This window comes from Cryobacterium ruanii (genome assembly GCF_004404055.1).
Taxonomy (GTDB): domain Bacteria; phylum Actinomycetota; class Actinomycetes; order Actinomycetales; family Microbacteriaceae; genus Cryobacterium; species Cryobacterium ruanii.
The window spans coordinates 17514-42965 of sequence record NZ_SOHK01000006.1 but is presented as its reverse complement, the minus strand read 5'-3'; the positions used below and the strand labels follow the sequence as shown (position 1 = coordinate 42965).

22 protein-coding genes are annotated in these 25452 nt (G+C 60.1%); 3 read left to right on the top strand and 19 right to left on the bottom strand.

The genetic code is table 11. The features are described 5' to 3' along the window. Positions 1–662 precede the first annotated feature (662 nt). Positions 663–1232, top strand: coding sequence for an MmyB family transcriptional regulator (locus tag E3T47_RS15765; protein ID WP_166805598.1), 570 nt, complete (start codon positions 663–665; stop codon positions 1230–1232). Positions 1233–1271: 39 nt separating this feature from the next. On the opposite strand, the gene E3T47_RS16730 is transcribed toward E3T47_RS15765, so the two are convergent. The 7 genes from E3T47_RS16730 to E3T47_RS03430 form a co-directional block, all read right to left on the bottom strand. Then, positions 1272–1520, bottom strand: coding sequence for a three-helix bundle dimerization domain-containing protein (locus E3T47_RS16730; protein WP_422386465.1), 249 nt, complete (start codon positions 1518–1520; stop codon positions 1272–1274). Positions 1521–1849: 329 nt separating this feature from the next. Next, a complete protein-coding gene (gene pepD, locus E3T47_RS03455) occupies positions 1850–3346 on the bottom strand; it encodes a beta-Ala-His dipeptidase (RefSeq protein ID WP_134554339.1) in 1497 nt (498 codons plus the stop codon). Positions 3347–3365: 19 nt separating this feature from the next. Further along, a complete protein-coding gene (locus tag E3T47_RS03450; RefSeq protein WP_134554337.1) occupies positions 3366–4373 on the bottom strand; it encodes an ABC transporter permease in 1008 nt (335 codons plus the stop codon). Continuing rightward, entirely contained in the window at positions 4373–5908 is a 1536-nt protein-coding gene (locus E3T47_RS03445; RefSeq protein WP_166805597.1) for a sugar ABC transporter ATP-binding protein, read from the bottom strand. Before E3T47_RS03445 ends, E3T47_RS03450 begins: the two co-directional genes overlap by 1 nt. Next, a complete protein-coding gene (locus E3T47_RS03440; protein ID WP_166805596.1) occupies positions 5905–6954 on the bottom strand; it encodes an ABC transporter permease in 1050 nt (349 codons plus the stop codon). The genes E3T47_RS03445 and E3T47_RS03440 overlap by 4 nt, the downstream gene beginning before the upstream one ends. Positions 6955–7051: 97 nt before the next feature. Further along, positions 7052–8206: a sugar ABC transporter substrate-binding protein gene (locus tag E3T47_RS03435; RefSeq protein WP_134554331.1), complete on the bottom strand. Its 1155-nt coding sequence runs from the start codon at positions 8204–8206 to the stop codon at positions 7052–7054. Positions 8207–8382: 176 nt separating this feature from the next. Next, positions 8383–9687, bottom strand: a complete 1305-nt coding sequence (locus tag E3T47_RS03430) for an epoxide hydrolase family protein (protein WP_166805595.1) — start codon at positions 9685–9687, stop codon at positions 8383–8385. Positions 9688–9986: 299 nt separating this feature from the next. Between E3T47_RS03430 and E3T47_RS03425 the strand changes: the two genes are divergently transcribed. Beyond that, complete coding sequence (locus E3T47_RS03425; protein WP_134554327.1) at positions 9987–10934, top strand: beta-keto acid cleavage family enzyme; 948 nt, start codon at positions 9987–9989, stop codon at positions 10932–10934. Positions 10935–10996: 62 nt separating this feature from the next. Here the strand turns inward: E3T47_RS03425 and E3T47_RS03420 are convergent, their stop codons facing one another. Next, positions 10997–11746 (bottom strand): lipoyl protein ligase domain-containing protein, encoded by a 750-nt coding sequence (locus E3T47_RS03420; protein WP_422386466.1) that lies wholly within the window; start codon positions 11744–11746, stop codon positions 10997–10999. A gap of 538 nt (positions 11747–12284) precedes the next feature. On the opposite strand from E3T47_RS03420, the gene E3T47_RS03415 reads away from it, so the two are divergent. Then, the gene (locus tag E3T47_RS03415; protein ID WP_134554323.1) at positions 12285–13247 is read left to right on the top strand and encodes a sugar-binding transcriptional regulator; all 963 of its coding nucleotides are present in this window, start codon (positions 12285–12287) and stop codon (positions 13245–13247) included. A gap of 53 nt (positions 13248–13300) precedes the next feature. On the opposite strand, the gene E3T47_RS03410 is transcribed toward E3T47_RS03415, so the two are convergent. From E3T47_RS03410 to E3T47_RS03360, 11 genes are all read right to left on the bottom strand, one after another. Further along, complete coding sequence (locus E3T47_RS03410) at positions 13301–13972, bottom strand: 2-oxo acid dehydrogenase subunit E2 (RefSeq protein ID WP_134554350.1); 672 nt, start codon at positions 13970–13972, stop codon at positions 13301–13303. Next, positions 13972–14841 (bottom strand): class II fructose-bisphosphate aldolase, encoded by an 870-nt coding sequence (locus tag E3T47_RS03405; RefSeq protein WP_134554321.1) that lies wholly within the window; start codon positions 14839–14841, stop codon positions 13972–13974. The genes E3T47_RS03410 and E3T47_RS03405 overlap by 1 nt, the downstream gene beginning before the upstream one ends. A 39-nt stretch (positions 14842–14880) precedes the next feature. Then, positions 14881–16440: an FGGY family carbohydrate kinase gene (locus E3T47_RS03400; protein ID WP_166805594.1), complete on the bottom strand. Its 1560-nt coding sequence runs from the start codon at positions 16438–16440 to the stop codon at positions 14881–14883. Beyond that, positions 16437–18164: a glycerol-3-phosphate dehydrogenase/oxidase gene (locus E3T47_RS03395; protein WP_198416575.1), complete on the bottom strand. Its 1728-nt coding sequence runs from the start codon at positions 18162–18164 to the stop codon at positions 16437–16439. The genes E3T47_RS03400 and E3T47_RS03395 overlap by 4 nt, the downstream gene beginning before the upstream one ends. A gap of 36 nt (positions 18165–18200) precedes the next feature. Next, positions 18201–18443: a biotin/lipoyl-containing protein gene (locus tag E3T47_RS03390; protein WP_134554317.1), complete on the bottom strand. Its 243-nt coding sequence runs from the start codon at positions 18441–18443 to the stop codon at positions 18201–18203. Between the two features lie 18 nt (positions 18444–18461). After that, a complete protein-coding gene (locus E3T47_RS03385; protein WP_134554315.1) occupies positions 18462–19490 on the bottom strand; it encodes an alpha-ketoacid dehydrogenase subunit beta in 1029 nt (342 codons plus the stop codon). After that, positions 19487–20470, bottom strand: coding sequence for a thiamine pyrophosphate-dependent dehydrogenase E1 component subunit alpha (locus tag E3T47_RS03380; RefSeq protein WP_198416574.1), 984 nt, complete (start codon positions 20468–20470; stop codon positions 19487–19489). The genes E3T47_RS03385 and E3T47_RS03380 overlap by 4 nt, the downstream gene beginning before the upstream one ends. A 74-nt stretch (positions 20471–20544) precedes the next feature. Further along, on the bottom strand, positions 20545–21477 hold the full coding sequence (locus E3T47_RS03375) for an HAD-IIA family hydrolase (RefSeq protein ID WP_198416573.1): 933 nt from the start codon (positions 21475–21477) through the stop codon (positions 20545–20547). After that, entirely contained in the window at positions 21474–22979 is a 1506-nt protein-coding gene (locus E3T47_RS03370; protein WP_134554313.1) for a xylulokinase, read from the bottom strand. Before E3T47_RS03370 ends, E3T47_RS03375 begins: the two co-directional genes overlap by 4 nt. Next, positions 22976–24415 (bottom strand): iron-containing alcohol dehydrogenase, encoded by a 1440-nt coding sequence (locus E3T47_RS03365; RefSeq protein WP_134554311.1) that lies wholly within the window; start codon positions 24413–24415, stop codon positions 22976–22978. The genes E3T47_RS03370 and E3T47_RS03365 overlap by 4 nt, the downstream gene beginning before the upstream one ends. Beyond that, complete coding sequence (locus E3T47_RS03360; RefSeq protein ID WP_134554309.1) at positions 24412–25449, bottom strand: ABC transporter permease; 1038 nt, start codon at positions 25447–25449, stop codon at positions 24412–24414. Before E3T47_RS03360 ends, E3T47_RS03365 begins: the two co-directional genes overlap by 4 nt. Between the last annotated feature and the right edge of the window lie 3 nt (positions 25450–25452).

The window sequence follows — 25452 nt, the reverse complement described above, 5'->3', positions numbered from 1 at the left end:
GAACACCGGAATCGAATCCCTGCCTTCAGTCCGAGCCCAGAACGCGGCACAATAATAAGACAACAGTGGCCTAGTTTTACACCGTCGTATTTGGCCTACTTCTTCACCGTCGCTGACAGTCCAGCGCCGTAGTCCGACATCCACTACCTACAAGCGTTCGTTCCCGAGCCCCAGAGTTGGAGTCCACAGTGGCTGGCCTGCCGATTTTGTCAGGCGCCGCGCTCGTCAGCGTCGCGTTCGTGGCACTCGCTCACGCGTTGGTGGGAGAGTACGAATCTGCTGATCTCTTGCTTACCCTGGTCGATCAATGCATTGTGTGACTCGACGCTACGGCAGCTGGTCCGTTATCGGCGGACCTACATGGCAAACTTCGGGTCATCGTCTCCACGAGCGACAAAGCTAGTACGTCGAAGCACTCCAACACCAAGCCGGCGCCGGCCCGTGCCTTGGTGCCTACCGCACCGGCACAGTAGTCACGCTGAGCGATATTGGTGCCGAGGGAAATCCTTATCCAGATTTTCAGGCGGCAGCGCTATCGCAGGGTTTCCGATCCGTACCCGCCATTCCCATGCGGTGTCATCCGAATACCATCGGGGCACTGAATCTGTTTCGAAATCAAATTCGTCTGCTGAACGCGATGAAGCACGTGCCGACCGTGATCATTGGCCGACCGTGATCATTGGCCGACCGTGATCATGCGCCGACGGAACGAATTTTTGGCTTGGAACCCGCTCGGGCATCTGCTCGTCGCCGGGCACACCGACTTGGACGCGCCAGGCCGGCCATTTGATCGGCCCACCCTCGCCGTGGCATTCTTGCGATTCATCGCCACCCAACACCAGAACGACGCCGAGCTGACCCACCTCATCGGCGAACTCACCCTCAAGAGCCCCGACTTCGCTGCAATATGGACGAAGCACTTAGTCCAACAGTGCGTGAGCGGTGTAAAGCGTTTCCACCACCCCGAGGTTGGAGACTTCGACCTCAGTTTCGAGGTCCTTCACCTCCCGGGCGGCAGCGGACAACGAATGATGACGTACATTGCCGACCCCGGCCCAACCGATGCCGCAGCCCTGGAACTGTTGGTGGCTTCAACCGCGCCGATACATGCGCCCCGGGTTCGTCGCCGACCTGACGCGCGCAGTGCACGTGTGGCTCCCTGTCCCTCGTGGCACTGGTGGCGCAAAGCTCACCGCCAGCGTAAGCCCTTCCTCGGTAATTCATCGATTTGAGCCAGGCGCGAATGTTCAGGCCAGACGACCACGAGCAAACTATTTGTCGTGCGACCCAGCAGAACCGGCATCACGCGTGCTGTGAGTCTCCGGTCGCTCGGCGCGAAGACGGGAGCGGGCCTCGTGCTCGACCAAAACCGGGATGAAATCTCTGATCGGCTTGTCTGACAAAGAGTCATAACATGCCGTCACTACCGCATGCACTCGATCCGCGGGAACGTCCGAGTATCGCACCTCAAGCCGACGAGCCACGTCATCGACCGCATGCCTTTCCTGAATGGCGTCCATGGTTCAGTCTGGCCTAAGTGGGCACAGTTGATCAAGCGTGCCTTGCCTCCAATGAAAGCAAGGTAATCAGATCGAGTGGGCGCACCCCGCTTAGCGTTTTGAACACATCGAGGCACCACGGAAACCGGCAACCGATTCCTCCTCCAGCGGTCAAGTGGAACTCACCACCGTAGAGGTAACGGCCCAAGCCGTCGACTCAAGGTGAATGAAACAACGGAAGTATGGTCGAGGTTCCGCGACTCGACACGGAGCGTGAACAGAAAGCACGACGACGTCCGTCGGCGAACGGCGGTGGCCCGTTGACCACATTGTTCCCAGACCGCTTCTGTCTATCTCAGCCGCGAAACGACCGCCTTGATCAACGGCCAGACACGTTCCACTGACTTGTGATTTACCCTTTCTACGGCGGAATGCAAGGCCTGAAGCTCGGTGCCAATCGAGATGATATCGGCCACCGGCACCCGCCTACTGAACATCCCGAGCTCGAGAGAGCACTGCGACACCTCGACATTAGGCTCCTTGCCGAGCACGTCCCGATAGGCCTCGGATGCCGTGGCAAGAAGTTGGGATTGAGGACGATAGGGAAACTCTGGAGCGTCGAGGCCATAGAGCTCGCACACTACGCCGCCACCTGCAAGCGCCACGAGTGCCTGCACCCGCTCGATCAACTCGTGCTTGCGCGATGTAACAGCCGACGTGACCGTCGACATCACGCGAGCACCCTCGGGAGTCGTCCGCACCGTTCCGACGTTGTTCGATGTCTCTACCCGACCGGGTACGTGCAGATTCCAACTCACCACCCCATGGGGGATGAGGCGCAGAACAGAGATGAGCCGCAACCCGGCTGCGCGGGAGAACACAACATCGGGACGCTCTGCATCCTTGAGCTCGACACGAATCGCGGGGTCAGATATTTGGTATTCATTCTTGAGATCTTCATCGAGCTCGGCGATGAGAGCCTTGATAGATTCCGTGTCCCTGTCATTAAAAACGATGACTACGGATGCGTCGGCGGGGATAGCACTATTCTGAGCACCTCCAAAAGGATCGGCAATGCGCAACTCGTGTGCACCCGACAGCTTGTGGGCCGCGCGGGCCAGCACCTGCAGAGCGTTCGCGCGCTCCAGCTGAATGTCGAATTCGCAGTGACCGCCATTGAGACCGCGCACTTCAAGCGAACGAGCAGTCGTCAACGCGTCCGGTGCCGGCTCGAACTCGCCTGGGACATCAACCGTGAATGTCACGTCTCCACTACACCCCGCGAGGATCTCTTCGTCGGTGATCCAGTTGAAGTCGATCATGCGACGCCCGGTGAGTTGCGCGACGTCGAATTGTCCGGCCCCCATCTTCCCTTTTTCCTCCATGGCTGTCAGGACTGCCTCTAGCGGCGGATGCGGAATCTCCTCTGATTCCAGCAGCGCGAGAATGTAGGACACTCCGATTCCGTTGTCCGCCCCCAAAGATGTTCCCGTTGCCGAGATGTACTCGCCGTCGACCACCAGGCTCAACGGTTGATTTACGAAGTCGAACTCGACACCCTCTGCCTTTTCGCACACCATATCGAGGTGGCCGTGCAGAATCAGCGGCGCTGCATCTTCGAGACCTCGTTGACCGGGCTTACGCACGAGAACACAGTGCAGTTCATCCTTTGTCGCCTCGAGTCCGAGCGAGCGCGCGAAATCCACGACCCAGTTGGCGACCTGTTCCTCGTTGCCTGAGCCTCGCGGGATGCTCGTAAGCACTTCGAAGAATCGGAATACCTCGCGAGGTTCAAGATCGTTGAGCACGCCCGAGTTAGTCGCTTCTAGGATGTTCGCAGCAGTCATGTGTGATCCCTCTCGTTTGTTACTTGACAATGCTTGTTTTGTTCCGCGACATTGTGAGGGCAACTACCCCGATAATGACCGCACCGTAGACCAAACTCTGCGCTTGAGCCTCGATGCCGACTGCGGTCGTCGCGATAGGAACGAGGGCAACCGTCAGCGCCCCGAAGATTACCGTGAGCGGATTGACTACACCCCCGGAGATTGACGTTCCTCCGATCAGGGCCGCGGCGATGGCGGGAAGCAGCAAGTCGCTGCCGAGGCCGGTGGGCGACGCGGACCCCGCCTGCGCGATAATCGCGATGCCGGCGAGTCCGGCGGCGAATCCCGAGAGAGCGAAGGCCAATACCTTGAGCGAGCGCGTTCGGACCGCGGAGAAGATCGCCGCAGACTCGTTCTTCCCGATGGCCGTCATCCCGCGACCTATGCGGGTGTAGCGCAGAAGTACCCAGAGAGCGACCGCAAGGAGGACGCCCATCCAAAACGTCATCGGCACATTCGCGATTCCGCTTTCGTACAAGGCGTGAACGCCCTCCCCGTTACTGGAGACGTAGACGGTCGTGCGGCCGCTGGCCACGAGCGCCACAGCTTGGAAAATTCCCAGGGTGCCGAGTGTCAACGCGAAGGACGGTACCTGCGCGTAGGCGAGGATCAAACCGTTCACAGCTCCAAAAGCCGTGGTGGCAAGGAGAACGATCAGCGGCGACAGACCCGCTACAGGCCCGAGCGTGAGCGCAAGCAGGATTGCACCCAACAGACCAATCGCGGCATTCGACAGATCGATGGACCCGACATTGAGCACCATTGCCTGCCCGAGGGCCAGAAGAAGAATAGGAGCCGACGACGATGCAATTATCGCTAATCCTCCTCCCCCGATGAAAGCTGGCGTGAGGATCGCAACGACAACGAGTATTACGAGGAAGATGACGATCGGGCCAATCGCATGCCAACCTCCGATGCGCTTCACGGACTGCAATTTACCGCGGGCGGGGACGGCAATCTTTGTTGTCTCGTTGTCAATCTTGGACATCAGAGCATCCTTTCGAGAAGGTCCAGAGTCGCGGGATTATCGTGGCCGAGGTCGAAGACCCCTGAGATCCGACCGTCTCGCATCACTACGATGTCGTCGGCGATATCCAACGCCTCATCGATCGTGTCGGGTATGAGGATGATCGCGGTGCCGTCATCGCACACCGACCGGATCTGCGCATTGACTGTTTCGGCCGCGCCCGGGTCGAGGCCTCGGAGCGGGTGGTCTAGCACGAGCGCCTTCAAATTCGAAGAGTTCAACCACTTGGCGAGCACAACCTTCTGCTGATTGCCGCCAGAAAAGTCTTGCAGCATATGCTCTGGTTCCCTTGGCCGAATGTCCAACTTCTCAAACCACATCCGTGCCAGAGACAGCCTGCGTCGGGGAAGTTCGAACGGCCCGAGTGCCGCGGAGCCGGGATGTGTGAGCGTAATGTTTTCATCCGCTGGCATTCCCCCCACCATTCCCTCAGTCTTGCGCTCCGCGGGGACGTAGCCGACTCCAAGGTCGACGGCATGCTTGATGGACAACTGGCGTCCGGAATAGCCCGCGATCGAGACCGATCCGGAGTCAAAGCCTTCGGCCCCGAATATCGCTCGAGCCACGGACTCGCGGCCGGAGCCGCTGGTACCCAGAATGGCCAGGATTCGGCCGGGGTAGGCATTGATCGACACATCCGCATAGGAGCCGGCCCGGGTGAGGTCGTGGATCGAGATGACCGGACTGCTCGTCGGCTCAATACTGCGCCGGTTTCGAACGGCAGCGTGGGTCTCCCTCCCAACCATGAGGCGGAAGAGTTCCTCTTCGGTCACGTCATCTACTCGACGATCGGCGATCAATTCACCATCGCGCATGACGACCACGCGGTCGCAGATGCGCATGACCTCGTCGAGTCGGTGCGAGACAAAGATTACCGAGCCGATGTCGCGAAGCTTAGAAATTTCCCTCTCCAGGATCGCGGTCTCGGTCCTCTCCAGGATCGCGGTCGGTTCATCGAGGATCACGAGAGGCGTCGTGTGGCTGGCAGCACTAACCCGGATCGCCCGTGCAATCTCGACCATCTGGCGGTCGACGAACGATAGGTCGCTGACCCGCGTCTTCGGATTCAAGTGCGATCCGATGAGGTCGAGGGCCTTGGCTGCGTCGGCATACAGGCGTCGCCAGTTGTACAGCCCTAGCCGATTGACGCCGCCGCGGCCCATTGGGGTGTTGACCTCGATGTTTTCGGCAACGGTGAGGTTCGTGAACAGTGATTGCTCCTGGTGAACGACCCCGATCCCCGCGCGCAGGGCATCGGCTGGTCCGCGAAACTGGATTGTCTGCCCGTTTACCGCGATTGTTCCTTCGTCGTGGCGATAGTTGCCAGAGAGGATCTTGAGCAGCGTGGACTTGCCCGCGCCATTCTCTCCAATCAGGCCGATGACTTCACCCGAATGAATGTTAAGCGACACTCCGCGAACGGCACGATTCGATCCGAAGCTTTTGGAGACGCTGTCGAGGCGAAGCACTGCGGGAGTTGTAGTTACGTCGTTCACTTTGCCACCTGCAATCTGTCGCGCTGCGACCACGCGGCGAACACGATGGCGGCGACCAGGATCGCGCCGGTAACAGCCGACTGATAACTCGACTCAACGCCGGAGAGTATCAAGCCGTTATTGAGGATCGTGAGCAGGAATACGCCCAGTACCGTGCGCAGGATCCCCCCTTTTCCGCCGCCGAGGTGCGTCCCTCCGATGACAACAGCAGGGATGACGATGAAGAGCACACCGGAGCCGACGGTGGGTGACCCGATGTCGAGTTGAACAGTGGCCAGGATGCCGCCGAGACCGCTCAAAAGAGCGGCGATGGCGAAGACGGCGACCTTTACGCGGAAAGCGGGAAGGCCCGCCGAGCGCACGATGGTCTCGCTGTTTCCAATGGCGAGAGTCACCCGGCCGATCCGGGTGCTGCGTAGAACGAACATGCCGAGACCGATGACGAGCAGCGCCACCCAGAAAGAGTTTGGCAGCCCGAAACTAATTCGCGAGGTCCAGCCCTTCAGTCCCTCATCCTCGAGACGAGGGAGAAGGTCGGTCCCGTAGAGCATGGTTGCGATTCCGAGTCCGACGTACCACATTCCCAGAGTGACGATGAATGAGGGAACCTTCAGTGCCGTGAAGATGAGGCCGCTGGCCACACCGAGCACGAGTGCCACGCCGAGCGCGATAACCCAGGCCCATGGCCCAAGGTCCCCTCCTCCGCGCGAGTTGGCACTGAGCAAGATCCAAGTCATTCCGGTTGCCCCCATGACTCCCTCGACGGACAAGTCGATGGATCCAAGAAGGATGACCAGGGTCGCTCCCACGGCTACGATCAACGGGATGGCGGACTGGGTCAGTACATTCTGAAAGTTAGAGGCAGTCAGAAAACGTTCGTTGAACAAGGAAAACACACCGATAAGGACGGCCAGCGCCACGAGTAGGCTCAGTGGCTCGGCGAGACCGCGGAACCGAGCGCGGCGCTCGATGCCGGATTCGCGGATCCTGATCGCGGTGGTGCTTATGCTGCCCGCGCCCTGTTCCGATAAAACTTTGTCAACCATGAGAATTCTCCTCGCAGAAACCGATCGCATAGTGGTGATGCGCCTGTTCCCGGCCCTCATCGATTAGACGAGGGCCGGGAACAGGCTGGCCGTAATGCTACGGCTTGGGCAGGACCTCGGGCCCACCGCCGCCAATGAGGGTCGCCGGCTCGGTGTCCCACGGACCCTTCTCGACGAGCTGGTCGACGAAATCAGCTGCCGCCGTGGGAGTGTCGTACTTCAGGTAGTCGCCCAGGGTGTCGGGCGTTACACACTTGATGTCGAAAAAACTCGTGCGCTTGTCCTTGGGCAGTTCAGACGGAACGATTTCTCCAGTCGCCGCCAGGTAGGCCGTATACAGACCGATAGCGGAGGCCATGTAGCCGCGGTGGAAGGTTTCGCCGACGATGGCGTTGTTGCCATAGCCCTTCTCCATCAGGGCCACCGTGTCGGGGTACAGTCCGTCAGAGGCGAACTTCACCTTGTCGAGCAGGCCGGCGTCGTCGAAGGCCTGGATCGCGCCGAGCTGCATACCGTCATCGGCGCTCCAGACGCCATTGATCTGATCTCCGTACTTGGCGATCAGATCTTTCGCATTCTGGTTGGCGAGCTGCGGGTCCCAGTTCGAAGGCTGGTTCTCGAGAATCTTGATCCCGGGGTAGTTTTCACGCATTTCCGCTTCAAAGCCGGCGACACGCGTCTGGCTGGTCGTGCTGTCCTGCACGCCGGGGAACATGATGACGTTGCCCTTGCCGCCGAGGGCGTCACCGATCGCTTTTGCGTTGCAACGGCCGGAGTCCACGCCGGGGTGCTTCTGGAAGGCCACGAAGTTGTCGCCCGAGTCCCAGGGTTCGAAGTTGTCGGGCTTGTTCCACCAGATCGATACGTAGCCACCGGCACGCTTCACAGCGTCTACGATCGTCGGGGTGTCCGAGCTGGCTACCGTGTTGACGAACATTACGACCTTCTTGCCCTGGGCCAAAATCGCCTGAATCTTTGAGATTTCAGTCTGCGACGAACCCTGCGAGTCGATGATCTCGAGCGGAATGTCAAGTTTTTTCGAGAGAGCCTTAGCCCCCTCAATGTTGGCAATGAAGTAGGGATTGGTGGTGTTGATGACGGATGCAACGAGGACGAGGTCCTCCTTTGCAATCGGCCCAGAGGAACCCGTGGCGGTTCCACCCGCGGTCGACGTGCAGCCGGCGAGCGCGAGCGCAGCAACAGCCGCGAATGCGGCGAGGCGGAGCGCTCCACGTTTTTTCTTGAGAGACATCTTTGACTCCTTGATGGTGGGTAAGGCTTGAACTTAGGTCGGTTGCATTTTTATTCAATGAATCATTTTTGATTCATTGTGAGGATAGGGGCATTGTATGTACGCCCGCAAGAGGATTTTGCCGGATAGCTCACTCGTGACCGATTCGTTACGATTCGGCACCGAAGGGCTGTCCTTCAGCGCAGCGTTCGAAAGAAATCCCGAACGTCATTGACGTAGATCTCCGGTTCCTCCAGAGGAGCAAAGTGGCCACCGCTGCTGTGGACCCGGTACTGCTTGAGGTTGAAATACTTCTCCGTCCAGGTTTTCGGAGGCTTGTAAATCTCACCCGGGTAAATCGAGACCGCCGTCGGCACTCCTACGACGGGGAAGCGCTTGTGACTCGGCGTCCAGGGATTTCCGCGGCACTCCCAGTAGTAGCGGGAGGACGTCCCGCCCGTGCCCGTGAGAAAGTACACCGCGGCGGTCGTGATCAGATCATTTTTGGGCCAGACGCTCTCGAATGCTTTGGTGCCGCTGCCACGTTCCGCGAGCCCCCAAAAGTAACGCTTCTCGGTGATCCAAGCCAGTTGGGCTGCCGGGGAGTCGGTGACGAGCGCCGCGAGTGTCTGTGGCTTCGTCAATTGGAGTTCCCCGTAGCCGCTTTCATTCTCGACGAACAATTTGCCGCGATCAAACCACCCGTCTTCGTCAGCGGAGTACTCGCTCGCCGCCGGCAGTCCCAGGGCAGAGTCGTATGTGATCCCGTCCGGCTGGTCGGGATGTTCTGCGAGATAGTGCGACATCTGAGCGGGAAAGTGCGTGTACACCCCGATGACGTCTGTTTCATACTTGTGACCGTGCTGTTGGGCGATCAGCGCTCCCCAGTCGCCCCCCGCGGTTGCGTAACGGTCATACCCGAGAATCTGCTTCATGAGCACGTTTTCCAGATCGGCGGTCTTCCAGAAGTTCCAGCCCGTCTCCGTCAGTGGTGACGAGAACCCATAACCGGGTAATGAGATGAGAACCACGTCAAACGAGTCAGCTTCTGTGCCGCCAAATTTCACCGGGTCTGTCAGAGGCTCGATGATTTTGCGCACGTCCCAAAACGTCCAAGGCCAACCGTGGTGGAGGAGCAGGGGCATGGGGTTAGTACCTTTGCCGCGCACATGAATAAAGTGGAGAGGAACGCCCATCACGTCCACTTTGAAGTGTGGGAGTTTATTCATCTGACGCTCTACGGCGCGCCAGTCATACTCGTTGATCCAGTAGTCGATAAGGGTGCGGTGGTACTCGGTGTTGTAGCCGTAGCGCCAATCTTCGTTCCCGAAGTCTTGGGGAAATCGTGTTCGTTTCAGCCGCTCCATCATGTCGTCAAGATCTGCGTCGGGGATGCGGATCTCGTATGGACGAACATCGAACGAATTCGACAATGTAGAACCTCCTTGTTCTGTGCCGCGCAGGCAATGAATTTTATATTCAGTACCTGAGTGTATATTCATTTTATATCCCATACGGGTTTGCGTGTCAACAGATCGTGCTGGCTCGGAAAAATTCGCATGCAGCGATCAGCCGCCGTCATCGTTAAAATTTCTGCCGTTGACGCCGATCGCAATTAGTAAGCATGGAGCTGTGTTGGCATTGCCACAACGTCCGACGCTGGTCAGATGGCGTACTGATTTCACGTTGGCCTCTTGAACCTGCGCTAGAGTCTGCGAGCATGGACCCAATGTCGTGGTCCGGTTTCGCCGAATAATTGGATCGCTGCGGATGCAGTCATTGCGAGAAAGAGAAGTGAACCATGGGCACTGGCCTCGACAAATACGCAGACATGAAGCCGCACTGGGATTACCCGGTCATCATTGAGTCGCACATCAATGGGATCCGCACGAAAGAAATGAACCCGAACACGCCAATTTCTTACGACGAAATTGCGGAGGACGCGATTCGTTGTTGGGAGGCGGGAGCCGGCGCGATCCACGCCCACAACACCAGTTTCGATCTCATGGGCGAAGACGCGTTCAAGGACTACATGCGCACGTGGGACAAGGTCCTGCACAAGCACCCGGACATAACGTGGTACCCCACCACCTGTAACAACCTCCGCCTTAAGGGCGACGAGAACGGGCTCCAGCACGTCCCCCTTCTTATTGAAAAGGCGAACGTTCGGATCGCCTGTGTCGACACCGGACTCACGCTCTTTGCTACAGAAACGGACGCCGAGGGCTACCTCGTCGGCCCAGAATTCGGATTCAATTACGAGCGCGTTGGCAGCCAAATCAAGATGCTGCGTGAACACGGCACACCCATGGTGTTCGGCGTCTACGAGCCAGGGCATCTTCGCCACGCCATGCACTATGTCAACAACGGGCTTTCCACACCCGGCTCTATGTGGGATTTCTACCTCATCGGAGACTACGGCCTCACCGCCACGGATCCCATCGGGACAAACGGCATGAAGCCAAGTTTGGAAAGCTTGTACTACTACCTCTGGATGATCGAGGAAGCGAAGATCAAGCACCCGTGGTACATCTCCATCTGGGGTCAGGGGGCACTCGACGACACCTCGATCCTCCGCAGGGCGATCGAGCTTGGGGGCCACATCAAGACTGGACTGGAGCTGTTCTATGATCCGGCCCGCAATCCCACGAACCTCGAGCTGCTTCAGCAGGCCCAGGAAATCGCGCGGGAGGTCGGCCGTCCTATAGCTACGCCTGACGAAGCGAAAGCACTCTATAACATCCGCTGATCTGCAGTCGACACAAATCTCTTGGTGGGGATATGCGGCTATCCACCCTGCACGAACAGAGGCTACTCCAGAACACCTTGAATGCTGGCTGTCTGTGGCAGCGCCCATGCCGCGTGTCGTTGCTGGAGCCCGGTTACGAGCTCGTGCACCATTTCATCAAGTGACCCTTGCACCCCTTCGTCGCGTACGCTTCCCAGGCTTTCTCGTGACCAATCCAGTTTCATGGCGCTGTAGACCGCGTCCACGACCGGACGAAGTCGGCCGGGCGTCTCCAGAACGATGCATGCAGTGATAAGTCTGGACCGGCGCATGGCGCGCTGAGCGATTCCTACGATCTTCACCTGCCCCCGCGCGTTCACGCTATGGTCCCCTGCGCAGTATTCGCCGGCCACTGGACCTACTCGTGCGTCGAGTCCCAGGTCTCTCAGCACGTCCCGGAAACAGGTGGCGCCGGCATCGAAAGCCGCAATGTGATTGTTGTAGAGCGCCAGGGGGGCCATGAGATCGATGACGAGGCACGTTTGGTCGTACGCCACCGCCCGTCCCCCGGCGAGGCGAATCACCGGGTCAAACCCGAGCCCACGAGCAGCTACCGACGCGGCAGCGAATTCGGGCATCAAGCTCTCGCGCCGACTGAACGCCACGGTTGGAACCGGGCGATATGCCCTGATCCGAGCATGAGCGTTGACGTCTTCTTGCATCTCGCGCAGCAGACGCAAGCTTTCATCGATGTCATCTTGGGCTGTGGTTCCGACCCGGCCCAGTGATAATTCCGGCGTGCGAATGGGCAACTGCTGTTTCACCCCCGTCATGGCGTGCAAGCTTTCATTCTCATACCCAAGGTCAGGAGACCACTTGATTGTCTGATCAGCCCTCGGATGTGTGGGCGCACCGCGAGGTACGTCCTTCCCAGGCCACTCTGGAGCTGTCGGAAGAACCTGAACTTATCGCCGCGAACTGATAAGTGCTTCTGAATCTCTTCCCCCACCCAGGCGTCAGCAGCGCAGCAATCCAAGTTTCTTTTGCACTTGGTCTGACGGCGAAAGCGTTTGATTCTTGTCGTCTCGAAGAGGAAATATGTGTCGAACGGCGCTGAGCGCCGCACGGCGATGCCGTCACGGCGATTCTCAACCGCAAAACGCACAGCGAAATTGTTGCGGCTGGTGACGCGGCCAATGCACGCGGTCGAACGAAGGCGACAGGTGCGGACGTGCTCTGGGATTGCCAACTGTCGGCCTCCTTGCAGCAATAATTTTTTTTATTACCTACTTGGGCAGCCTAGATCGTTTTGGATATTCTTGCAATTGACGAATCTTGATACACTTAAGGATCTTAGTGAAAGGAAAAGTCGTGGCTGATCCCGAACCGCGCCGCTTCATGACGAAGGTGGCGCGTATGTATTACACACACGGCATCCGCCAGATCGAGATTGCGTCGAGCCTGGGCATATCGCAAGCCCGCGTTTCCCGGCTGTTGCAGGCCGCCGAGCAAGCGAAAATTGTGCGAACAATCGTCGTCATCCCGGAGGGCTTGCACGCGGAAATCGAAGAAGATCTTCAGGGTCGCTACGGCTTGTCCCAAGCTCACGTAGTGGAAGCGCTAGATCCAAACGACGAGGCCGGAATCAATCGCGACCTCGGCGAGGCCGCCGCACTTATCCTCTCGGCTATGCAACTGTCGGGGAAAACTATTGGTTTCACTTCGTGGAGCCGGTCACTGCGTTCACTCGTGGCTGCCCTCGAACCGACGAAAAAGAGGTCCGGCGCTACTCGCATCGTCGAGATGCTCGGGGACGTCGGCCCGCCACAGCTCCAGCATGATTCCACCCGATCCACGCAGCGCTTTGCCGACCTGATCGGTGGAACGCCCCTGTTCATCCGCGCTCCCGGGGTTCTGTCGTCTGCGGAAGTGCGTGAAGCCATGATTAGCTACGACGCACACACCCGCGAAGCAATCGCGGCGTTGGACGAACTGGACGTCGCCCTGGTCGGTATTGGTACCTGCAATATCGATGCACCATTGGAGCCGGGTGGGAACTTTTTCACGGTAGAACAATTCGAAATGGCGAAGTCGCTCGGCGCCGTCGGACAGATCAACCTCAGGTTCATCGATGCGGATGGAATCCCGATCGAGAGCGAGCTCGACTCCCTGGTGATCGGCGTGACTTTGGCCCAGCTTCCCGCCAGTGGCGGACGATTTGCCGTCGCTGGCGGAAGGTCAAAGTACGAGGCTGTACGCGCAGCCCTTCGTGGCAACTGGATCGACACCCTGGTCACGGATATGGAAACGGCAGAGCGTCTCCTGCGCGAGTGATTCGCAGGTGGCGGTTGCCCGCGCAGCGAGCCGCCGCCACCGTATGCACGCTGTCAGAGCGGCGCCTCCAGTTTCGATTTCAACGCCGCCAGAAACTCGGCCGCAACTGCTCCGTCCAAGGCACGATGATCCGATGTCAGTGTCAATTCGGCGATGGGGCGCCATGCCCCGCCATCCTCGGTCCAGACATTTCGGCGGATCGTGGCTCCAACCGCCAAGATCGCAGCCTGGGGCGCGTTCACGATGGCATCGAAGCGTGTCACACCGAGCATGCCGAGATTCGAAATCGTGAACGTTCCTCCGGTGATGTCCTCACGCACCAGTCCGCCGGTACGCGCACGGCCGACAATGTCGCGCCTGCGCTGCGCGATCTCTTCGAGATCCAACTGATCAGCGTTGTGAATAATCGGGACTGTCAAACCCTTCTCCGTGGCGACGGCTATTCCGACGTGAGCTCGTTGAAAAGACACGACCGCTTCGCCATCGACGTGGACGTTCACCGACGGCACAACGGTGAGAGCATGCGCGGTGGCGCGAACGAGCACATCAGTCACTGTCGCCCCCGACACAACTTCCTTGGCACGCGATGCCTCCGTCATGTCGACTTCCACCGTGAGGTGGAACACAGGCGCTTCCCACGCTGCGACCATGCGACGCGCCGCGGTGCGACGCATCCCCTTAAGCTCGGTGCGCTGGCCCTCGTCGAGTTCTAGCGGTTGCGTCATCACGCCCGCGCTTCGGTCAAAACGGTGGCCGCCGACGCCCCGGCACACCCGTACTCGCGCATCTTTGCGATCGTCGCTTCGATCATCTGGCGCTTTCCTTCGGACATTGCGTCTTCGAGCTGACGGTCACCCTTGGCCCAGGTCTCTTCGATACCGCGCCGGTAGGCATGGCGGAGATCTGTGTCGGCGTTCAACTTGTGCACACCGGCCGCGATCGCGGCGCTGATGTCCGACCCCGGTACCCCCGACGCTCCGTGCAGAACGAGGGGAACGCCCGTGACATCACGAATGCGCTGGATACGTTCGATATCCAAGGGCAGGGGATCTCCGGAGGTAATGCCGTGCATCACACCTGCCGAGATCGCCAGGAAGTCAACGCCGGTTTCCGCGACAAAACGTTCGGCTTCGTCGACATTGGTATAGTGCGCTGACCAGTCGATCCCGCTGGACGCATCGGGAATGCTGCCCAGTTCTGCTTCCACCGGAACGCCGAATGAGTGTGCGACCTGAACGACGTAGCGGGTCGTTTTCAAGTTTTCTTCAAACGGCAAGTGGGAACCGTCGAACATGATCGAGTCGAATCCGAGGCGCAGGGCTTCGAAAACCTCGTCGTACGTGCCGTGGTCGAGGTGGATGACAGCATCCGCTTCTGTTCCGTCGAGTTCACGACGGGTCATGCGGTACGCGGCCTCAAGGCCCATATGAGGAACGATCGCCCGTCCAACTTGCAGGAACACTGGTGATTGAGAGCGAATAGACGCTTCGATCAGCGCTTGTGTGGTCTCCGGGTTGTGCATATTGAAACCACCTACTGCGTAGCCGCCTGCGCGGGCGCGGGCGACGTAGTTTTCGGCTGTCTTCGGGGTCATCATGATCCTTTCAATTGGTTCAGTTGTTGGACCGGCACGTCAGCGCGCGGCCAGTATCGGGACGGAATCTAGAACCGTCCCTTTAGTCGAGTGAGGCGGTGCCGGCGGCATCATGCGCGCGGATCGCACAGCTGCCTGCCAACCGCCGTAGAGCTGGTCGCGACGTTCGCTACTCATGCGGGGCTGGAATACTCGCTCCACGCGCCACGTCTCGCGCACAAGGTCCTGCGCTTTCCAGAGACCCACCTCCGCCCCGGAGATATAGGCGACTCCGAGAGCTGTGCGTTCGAGGCCCTCCGGCCGAACGACCGGCATGCCGAGGATGTCTGCTTGGAACTGGCAGAGGAAGTTGTTACAGACTGCTTTTCCATCTACCTTCAGCGACGTCACGTTCATACCGCCGGCGCGCAACGCGTCAAGGTTGTCCCGCGTCTGATACGCCATGGCTTCGAGCGCCGCGCGAACGATTTGATCGATGCCCGTGTCAAGAGTCAACCCAAAAATTGATGCTCGGACATCTTTGTCCCAGTAAGGGTCGCAGAGGCCAGCGAACGCGGGAACAAAGTAGACCCCCTGAGTGTCTGTGACCCGTTCTGCAATGCGCTCCATCTCCGCTATGGATCCAACTGCCCGCATTTTGTCGCGCAGCCAATGCAGCGTCTGCCCGCTGTGGAACACCACCCCTTCGACTTCGTAGCTGGTGAGCCCGGGAATGTTCATCGCCACGCTGGTGGTCATTCCAGGGAGGAGCAGTGGGCTGCTCCCGACGTTAGCGACGAGCACGCCAGCGGTTCCAAACGTGTTCTTGACTGATCCCTCGTCGAAACAGCCCTGCCCAAAGAGACCGGCTTGTTGATCGGCGACGACCGCATGGATCGGTATGTGGTGGCCGACGCCGCCGGGAAGAATGCTGGGGTCAAGGTAGCCGAAGTGCGAATTGGAAGCCCGCACCTCGGGGAGTAGCTCCTGCGGGATTCCGTATACGTCGCAGAGTCGGTCGTCCCACACGAGATCGTCGATGTTGAGCAACGCTGTTCGCGACGCCGATGTCGCATCGGTGACATGCTCGCGCCCACCGGTGAGGTTCCAAACAAGCCAGGTGTCGACTGTTCCGGCAGCGTACGAGCCCGAGCCTGCAAGCGCTTTGAGTCCCGGCACGTTCTCAATGAACCAGGCCAGTTTGGGGGCCGAGAAAAACGAGTCGTTCCGAAGCCCGGTGCGCGCGCGGATCTCGTCGTCGAGCCCCAATTCTGACCAACGTTGTACGATCTCATCGGTCTGGTGTGAAGACCACATAATTGCGTTGTGTACGGGTACTGAGGTGGATCGGTTCCAGATCAGACAGGTCTCCCGGTGAGTTGTCACCCCGACCGTTGCGATATCACGCGCCGTCAGCCCCGTCCGATCCATTACCTCGTCGATCGCTGCCCGCATCGCAGTCCACAGCTGGGCCGGGTCAAGCTCGACCCAGCCGTGGTTAGGGAAAAGGGGCGTGAGCGGATTTGATGCCTCGGCAACGATCCGCCCGTCCGTATCGACGAGTACCGCCCTCGCGCTGCTCGACCCTTCGTCGAGCGCGAGGACATATCTGCCTGTCACGAGTCTGCCCGGCCGCCCTGGAGGCCGACGCCGCCGACGGTCAATCCATTTTCCCGGTCAACGGATGTCGCGCGACCCGGAATTTGCGCTGCGGGTCGGCCGGGGACGGCCAGGTGGCCGAGCCACTCAACGTAGCCGTCGATTTCATTCTGGATACGGCTTTCGTCCCAGCCGTTGATCGCCGCCATGATCGTCGCGATCCGCTCGGCGCCCTCGATGCCGTGATCCGGTTCGAACGCCAGCAGAAGTCGTCTCGCCATAACGTCCGTGAGAGTTCGCGCAAATTCTTCATTGATGGCGAAGACCACTTCAGCGGCCAGAGCCCCCGACTTCTCGTCGACAATCTCAGCAAGACTGGCGTCGTTACTCACGAGAGCCGCTATGTTCGCTGCCCGCACTCCGTACAGCGCGAGGAGGCGCTTTGCCACCAATGGTGGCAGAGCGCCGTTCGCAATGAATGCCTTTGAAAAGGTCTCATAGTTTGCGACTCGAGCGCCCGGAAGTGGGCTCGTCAGAGTGATTGTTTTGACCTTCTTGGCGCCGAGGCTGCGAAGCGCCAAGTCGACGGCATCCTCCGACAGCTGCCGGAACGTCGTGAGCTTGCCCCCGATAACGGAGAAGAGGCCTTCGACGCCGTCTTTAGCGTGGTCGTGGATGATGTGACTGCGCGGAATCTTCCATTCGGGCACACCGGGCGCGTAGGGCAGTGGTCGCACTCCGCTGTAAGTGTAAAGGACGTCGCCGGTGGTGAGTTTGGCGCCCGGCACGAGAGTGTTGACCTCGTTGAGAAGATAGTCGATTTCCGACTGTTCTGCGCGAGCAGAGTCCGGCTCCTCGTCGTAGAGGTTGTCGGTGCACCCGATCAGGTATCTGTCCATCCACGGTATGACGAGGACCAGCCGGCCATCGGCCTGCGACTCGTAGTACACAACGTCACGAGGCGCCCCGGGGAAGGGAGCCACGACGATGTGGCTTCCTTTGGAGCCGCCGATGAAACGAGGTGAGCTGACTCCCCCAAAATCAGCGAGCAGGCGGTCGACCCACGGGCCAGCGGCGTTCATGACTACGCGCCCATTCACGGAATGACGTTCGCCCGTGATCGAGTCGGTGTACTGGACGCCGGTCACGCGAGAATCGGCCTTCAGCAGCCCGTCGACTCGCGAATGAGTGACGATGTCGGCTCCGTCACTCTTGGCTGCCACCGCGAGTTCAACGCAGAGCCGCTCAGCATATTCGACCTGCCCGTCGATGAAGACCGCCGAACCTGTAAGTCCGGCGGGCTCCATCCCGGTGAAGCGGGACAGCACCGCGCGCTTGGTCAGAATGCTGTGGTTGGGCTGCTTCTTGTCAAAGGACAGTACGTCGTAGGCGATCATGCCTAGGCGGATCAACCACGACGGCCGCTTGTTGCGAGCGTAGAAGGGCATGAGAAGCGGCACAGGCTTGACGAGGTGCGGAGCAAGCTTGAAGAGGCGCTCGCGCTCCTTCAGAGATTCACGGACCAAGGCGAAGTCCTTGTGCTCGAGGTATCGCAGACCCCCGTGGATCAGTCGCCCCGACCATGCAGACACACCACTGCAAATGTCTTCCTGGTCGATGACGATGGTTCGCAAGCCTCGCGCAGCCGCATCGCGGGCTATGCCGAGTCCGTTGATACCAGCACCCACGACGACGAGGTCGTACGGTGCGCGGGTGTCGCGCGCGTTCACCAAAGATGCGCTCATGGCTCCTCCTGCTTCGTTGTTTTTTTAGGCTTGCGTTTATTCGGTTTCGATCACAGCAAGAACGGTGCGGACCTCGACTGAGGCACCTTCCTTGACCAGGATCTCAACCAGGGTTCCCGTAGCAGGCGACTCCAAGGTTTCCTCAACCTTCTCCGCCTCAACCTCCGCCAGGGGTTCGTCTTCGTCGACGTGGTCGCCCACCTTCTTGAGCCACTCCACGATCGCCCCTTCGCTCATTCCCATTCCCCACTGGGGAAGCAACACATCTATACGAGCCATTTGATTCCTCTTTCGTTATTAGACTGCGGCTGCCACCGGCTGAAGCGCCGGCAGGTCGACTACGCGACGGATGGCGGCCGCGATAGTGGCCCTCGTCGGGTACATCTGCTTTTCCAGCGACGGGCTGAAAGGGATTTGCATGTCCGGTGCGGTCACACGAATGATCGGTGCTTTGAGAGAATCAAAGATTTCTTCCGCGACAAGCGCACTGATCTCTGCCGCGGCACCGCAGGTGCGGTGCGCAGGTTCCGCCACAACGAGGCGACCTGTCTTCGCCACGGATCGCAGAATGGCATTGCGATCGAGAGGGACGAGCGTACGGGGGTCGATGACCTCTACGGACACGCCTTCTTTCGCTAGTTCTTCCGCGGCAGCTACGGCTTCCGGCACTGAGCTCGAAATAGCTACGACTGTGACGTCTGTCCCCTCCCGCGCCGTGCGGGCAACGCCCAGCGGCACCCAGAACTCGTTCTCATCGACATCCTCCTTCGTGCTCCACAGCAGGCAGGCCTCGAAGCTGAGCACCGGGTCGTCGGAGTCGACCGCGGAGCGAAGCAGCCCCTTGGCGTCTGCGGGTGTGGCGGGCGCGATGATTTTCAGGCCCGGGACGTTCATGAACATCGGATAGGGACGGTCCGAGTGATGCGCACCGGTGTTCAGTCCGTAGAACATAGCGGAGCGGAAGACAACGGGCATCGAGGCCTGGCCACCGAACATGTATCGATTTTTCGCTACCTGGTTTACGAACTGGTCCATAGCCATGTAGAGGAAGCTCGAATAGGAGAGATCGACTATGGGGCGTAGCCCGGTCATCGCAGCGCCGGCGGCCGCGCCGACAATGCCCTCCTCGGAGATCGGGGTGTTGCGAATTCGGTTCTTGCCGTACCGCTGGAGAAAATCACCCTTGTCGCTGCGGGATTTGCCGCCGCCGGTGGTGCCATAGACATTCGCTTCGACGTCTTCGCCGATGATGATGACGCGCTCATCAGCGTCCATCGCTTCGCGCTGGGCTGCGCCAATAGCGCCCAAGTAGCTCATTACAGTCATGCTGCGGACTCCTTATCGGTGTAGAGGTCGTCGAAGGCGACCGAGAGATCAGGGTAGGGGCTCGCATCCGAGAATGCGACAGCCGCGTCGACCTCGGCGAGCGCAGTGGCCTGGAGGCCATCGAGTTCCTCTTCAGAGAACCCCTGCGACGCCAGATATTGGCGAAAAAGTACGATCGGATCCTTCTTCAACCAGGCTTCACGCTCATCGGCGTTTCGGTAGTCCGTGCCCAGTTTCAGTCCTTCCGAGTGTTCGTTATATCGGTAGGTCATGACCTCCACCAGTGTGGGTCCGTCACCGGCGCGCGCTCGAGCCACCGCTTCGGAGACCGCGTCGTACACGGCCAGAACGTCTTGTCCTGCCTCAACTCTGATTCCGGGCATCCCGAATCCAGCGGCACGTTCGAAAATGTTGCCCGATGTTACGGTGTGAGCCGGCGTGCTCAGCGCGTACTGGTTGTTCTCGCACAAAAAGATCATCGGGAGGTCCCAGACGCCGGCCATGTTCATCGACTCGTAGAGGACGCCCTGGTTGGCAGCTCCGTCACCGAAGAAGGCGAGCGCCACTTTTCCGTTGTTCAGCACCTTCGACGAGAGCGCTGCTCCATTGGCGATGGGGATGGAGGACCCAACAATGCCGGACTCGCCGAGGCTTCCCACAGCGAAGTCAGCGAGATGCAGCGAGCCGCCCTTGCCTTTGCAGACCCCCGTTGCCTTGCCCACGAGCTCAGCCATGAGCGGGCCGAGCGGTGAACCTTTTCCGATGGGGTGCCCATGGCTGCGGTGGTTTCCACTCATGTAATCGCCAGTGCCGAGGGCCATAGTGGCGCCAACGACCTGCGCCTCCTGCCCGATGCTGGTGTGAACCGTGCCGGGAATGTGGCCCCGTTTCACCATCTTGGATGCGCGCTCGTCGAACGCTCGGATTCTCAACATTCGGAGCTGCATCTCACGCAGGGTATCGCGTGCCAGTTCGGCCATTGGGAACCGCCTTTCTCTTGACGTCTTCGTCTGCGTCCGCAAGTGAATATTCATTCGCGTTATGAAAGTCTATGCTACGCACTTCTGTGACCCACCGCAAGCGATACCGATGCGACATCAGACCAACCAAGTTCATGCCGCATAGCCGACGGAATGACATGGTCCACTCGGTCAAGAATGTAGGTGGGCTGGTCCACCGCAGCGGTGCGGGCCACGGAATCGAGGTCGGCGTCTCCGGTGAGCACGAGCGCGGAGTCCATCCCAGCATCCACGGCCATTTTCACGTCCGTGTAGAGCCGGTCGCCCGTCATAAGGCATTGATCGGGCCGCAGCCCGAGGGTTGCCATCACCGTTTCGAGCATGATCACGCTGGGCTTCCCAGCGTTCGCGACGCAAGACACACCGGTGCACGCCTCGATTGCCGCGACGATCGCCGCCGCATCCGGCTCACCGCGGCCGCCAGGAAACGGGCAATAGCGATCCAGGTTGGTCGCCACAAGGATCGCCTCCCGCTTCCATAGGGCGTCGAATGCTATTTGCAGCTTGGAATAATCGAATCCCCGGTCATAGCTTGCCAAGACGATGTCTATCTCGTCTGCGTTAGACGACATAAGGATGCCCGCGTTTTGCAGCGCTGTAATCAGTGGTTGCTCGGCGATCGGATAAACCGTCTTACCGGGGTGTTCGCGACTGAGCCAGGCGACCATGCTCACTACTGAGTTGACAACCTCTGCGGACGCAACCTGAATGCCGAGTTTCGTGAGTTTGGATACGTACATAGCCCGGTCGAGCGTTGGGTTGTTCGAGAGAAACACCACCCGGCGTTTCGTTTTGCGAAGGTGCTCGAGGAGTTGAAGCGCACCGGGAAGAAGCTCCTCGCCCAGGTAAATAGTGCCGTCCAGATCAAACAGGTACGCATCGTAGACCCGCTGAGGGAAGGCCCGTGGGGCGGTGTCTCTCGTCGGCACAGCGAGCACGTCGAGGCGGGACGCGGTCGATTCAGTCACGCCATCACCTCAATCCGGTCGTGAAAAAAGGAGCGAAACGCAGGATAGATCGCCGCGTACCGGCGATAAAGAGCTTCGTAGTCGTCGGCCGCTTTCGGGTCGGGTTCGTATCGAAGATCGGTGGCGCTCATGGCGTCGGCAGCGCAGCGGATGCTGGGAAAGAGCCCCGCACCGTAAGCCGCGAGCATGCCGGCACCCAGACACGTTGTCTCCCTTTGGCGCGACAATACAACGGGCCGGCGCAAGACATCCGCGATTATCTGACACCAAAGAGGGCATTGCGAGCCGCCGCCCATGGCGACGAACTCTTCCACGCTGTCCCCCGTTGCTTGCTCAACTTGGTCTTGACTCACCCGCAGTTCGAAGGCAACGCCTTCCAGCACGGCGCGGTAGATGTGGGCGCGATGGTGCACGCCCTGGAGGCCCACCATGATGCCGCGGGCCTCATGATCCCAGTACGGCGTGAGTGCTCCGTTCCAGTAGGGGACAACGTAAAGACCGTCACTGCCACGGGGCACGACCGCCGCTTCGGACTCGAGGGTAGCCTCCACCCCGCCGCGAAATGTCTCCGAGGGACGAGTGAACGTATTGATGAACCAGGAGATCATGTAGGTCCCTGCTCCTACGAAGGTTTCGTACGCGAAGCTGCCCGGTATCGTACCGAGCATCGCTCGGTACGCACGGTCGGGCTGATAGCGGGAGGAGAACGTGCCGGAGATCAGGCCGGTGCCGATATTGAGGTACGCCCGTCCCGGTGCCGCGACCCCCGCTCCGAGGCCGGCGCATTGTCCGTCACCGGCTCCCGCGACAATAAGCGTGCCTGGGAGCAGGCCGAGAAGCTTGGCGGCATCGGTTGCGAGGCCCCCGATCACGTCTCCGGGCGGGTGCAGGATCGAAAGTTGAGAGCGGTCGAGACCGAGGTGCGTCAGGACAGCTGCGTCGTAGTCGCCGGTTCGAATGTCGACGAGGCCGGTGGGATCCATGCTTGCCGTCGAGGTCGCCCAGAGACCGGTCATGCAGTGCACCAGATAGCCATGCACCTCGACGACGTGCGCCGTACGGGACAGCACCTCGGGTTCATGCTCGGCCAGCCAGAGCAATTTGTAGTATGAAACGGTTGTGTTCGGTGGTTTCCCCGTGCGGTCGTGCACATCAGCCGAACCATACCGGTCGACCTGCTCACCGGCCCGGGAATCGAGCCAGAGCATCGCGGGTCGCACGGCCTCGCCGTGCTCGTCGAGGCACACGAAGGTCTCGCGCTGATGAGTCACGGTCAGGGAGACAACACGGCTGATATCGAAGCCGTCGACGGCCTTGCGCACCGCGCTCTGCATAGCTGTCCACCATTGGCGCGGGTCCTGTTCGCCGCGCCCCGGCTCGGGGATGCTCAAGTCGAGCTCGGCGCGTCCACTGGCCACTTCGGTTCCATCCGCGTTCCAGACACTCGCCTTCACGCCGGTAGTCGAGCAGTCCACCGCGATGACCACGCGTTCATCGCTCATGTCGTCGGTTCACTCTCAGTGAGAAAGGCCTGCGCGATCACCGAGTCGACGTCGTCGGCCGTCCACCAGCCAAGGAGGAAGAGCAGATCGACCACCGTGAAACGGTCTCGCATGAAATGACAGTTCGCTACTGCCCACCGCCAGATTTCCGGGGTGACCCAGGCGACCAAGTCGCCCGGGGTGGACGGGGAGCCGGCAGCTCTGAGGCCGGCGGACAAGGACTCGGGTGCGGGGACCGCAGCAGCGATGGCGAGACCTTCGGAGACCAAGCTGGCTACGAGGCTTTTCATGCGCTCGGGATCGGCGTTCCACACCGCGATTTTTCGAGAATAATCAGACCAGCACTCCTCGCCACGACCGCCCGTCTCGTCGCAATTATCGAAAGCGCGCTTCACTTGGTGCTCGAGGTCGCCGTCGGCGAAACGTAGGGCGATCTCACCCCCGGCGACCTTACGACGCAACAGATCCCATGCTGCGGACGCGATTTGCGTCGCCACGCCGACTTGCGCTCCATGCAGGCCGGTCGGCAGGTTGTGCGCGGCGGCATACATGTCGAGCATGTGCGAAACGACGTGCTCAACACCGGAGAGGCACGCCGTTGTGCCAGCAATCCCTGTACCGATTCCGCGAATGGCGAGCATGCGGGTGAGGTCGAGCACCGCGCCGGGGGCGCCGTCGGCGAGTCCTTCTGCCCAGGTGGCGGGGTCACCGGCGAACTCGAGTAAGAAGTCCCGCGGGGTGAACCGAAAGCTGTCGTCGAAACCCAGGCGATTGGCCAATTCCCAGTCGGCAGGAGCGGTGTACAGAGAGAGCACCTCACCAAAACCGGCAGTGTTCATGGCAACGGGTGCATCTGCGATCGTTGTCGTATCGGCGAGCACGACGTCGGGCCACCGGCTCGGTATCGTGCGCTTCACCCCGTTGCGCAACACCACCGAGACGTTGTCGGTGAAGCCGTCGACGGATGCGGCGGTCTGCACGATCACGAGCGGGATCCCACCCTGACGGTCGGTGGCCACCTTCCCGATGTCGGAAATAGTGCCGCCACCGATCGCGACGACGCAGTCAAAGCCTTTGATGGCGGCCGTCGCCGTTTCGAGCGCGTCCTCGTCGGCGTGTAGCTCTCCCTTACGGCCGAGCACGACGACCTCCACCACGAACGCCTCGGCAAGGAGCTCGCACAGTTGCTGCTTGAGATCGCGGCCGTCGCGCAAGATGGTCGTCTTGTCGATGAGCACTACAACTCGACGCATTACCGTCAACCCGACGGCTAGCATGCCTTTCACCGCGGGGACCAAGCCGAAACTTGCTTCGGGCGAGATCACCAGTGAGCGGATGCCGAGTGGCACCAGTTCGGGCGCGTCGGCAGTTGAGGCTATAACTGCGCGGATCGCGTCGAGATCGGTGGGATCGGTGATTGAAGCAAATGTGCTCATGAGTGTCTCCTGCTCGACTTTCGGTCCGTAAGGACGGCCGCGGCGATAACGGCGCCGATGACAACGGGCTGGAGGTTGGCAGAGACGTTCAGAAGTGACATTCCGTTATTCAGGACTCCAATGATGAGGAGGCCGACGAACGTACCAAGGAGGCTGCCCGAGCCGCCAGAGAGGCTGGCACCTCCGATGACCACTACGGCGATAACATTCAGCAGGTCAGCAGCGCCAGCGGTGGGCTGAGCGGAGTCGAGTCGTGATGTGACCAGGAGACCGGCTACTGCGGCTAGTAATCCGGCGATGGTGTAGACCATTATCTTGGCGCGGCGCACGGGAAGTCCAGAAAGGCGAGCTACTTCCTCGTTGCCACCGATCGCATAGAGCGCACGGCCCGAGGGCCTGAACTTGAGCCAGAATGCCGCAATAGCGAATATGGCGACCAGAATAACGCCCTCAATAGGAATGCCGAGAATGCTCGTCGCTGTGATCGCGATAAACCAGTCGGGGAACCCCGTGATTGGGTTGCCGTTAGTGATGAACAACGCAAGGCCTGCCGCCGCTGACATCGTTGCCAACGTTGCAATGAACGGTTGCAATTTGCCATAGGCCGTAAGGATGCCGTTGATGAGGCCAACGAGGGCGCCCACGACAAGGCCCGCGAGCAGCGCAACCTCGAAAGGCCACCCGGCCATCTTGTACATCGCGGCCATGGACATTGAGCTGAGCGCCAGCACGGAGCCAACAGACAGGTCAATGCCGCCCAGGAGGATGATCAGAAGAGCGCCGACCGACATGACGCCGACGGCTGAGACCTGGCTAAGGATATTGAGCAGGTTGCGAGGGGTCAGGAAGTACTGGGACAGGAAGGAGAGTGCCACGAATATCACGATCAGGCCGATCAGGGGACCAGGGATCTGGCTCATCACTTGCCGGACTCGACTCGTGTTGCCGGACGCAGCAGACCGCGGCGCGATCTCGCTGTGCGCGGGCGTACTGTCAGGCCGGGGTGGCGTGACGTTGCGGTCGACTATGGCCATGAT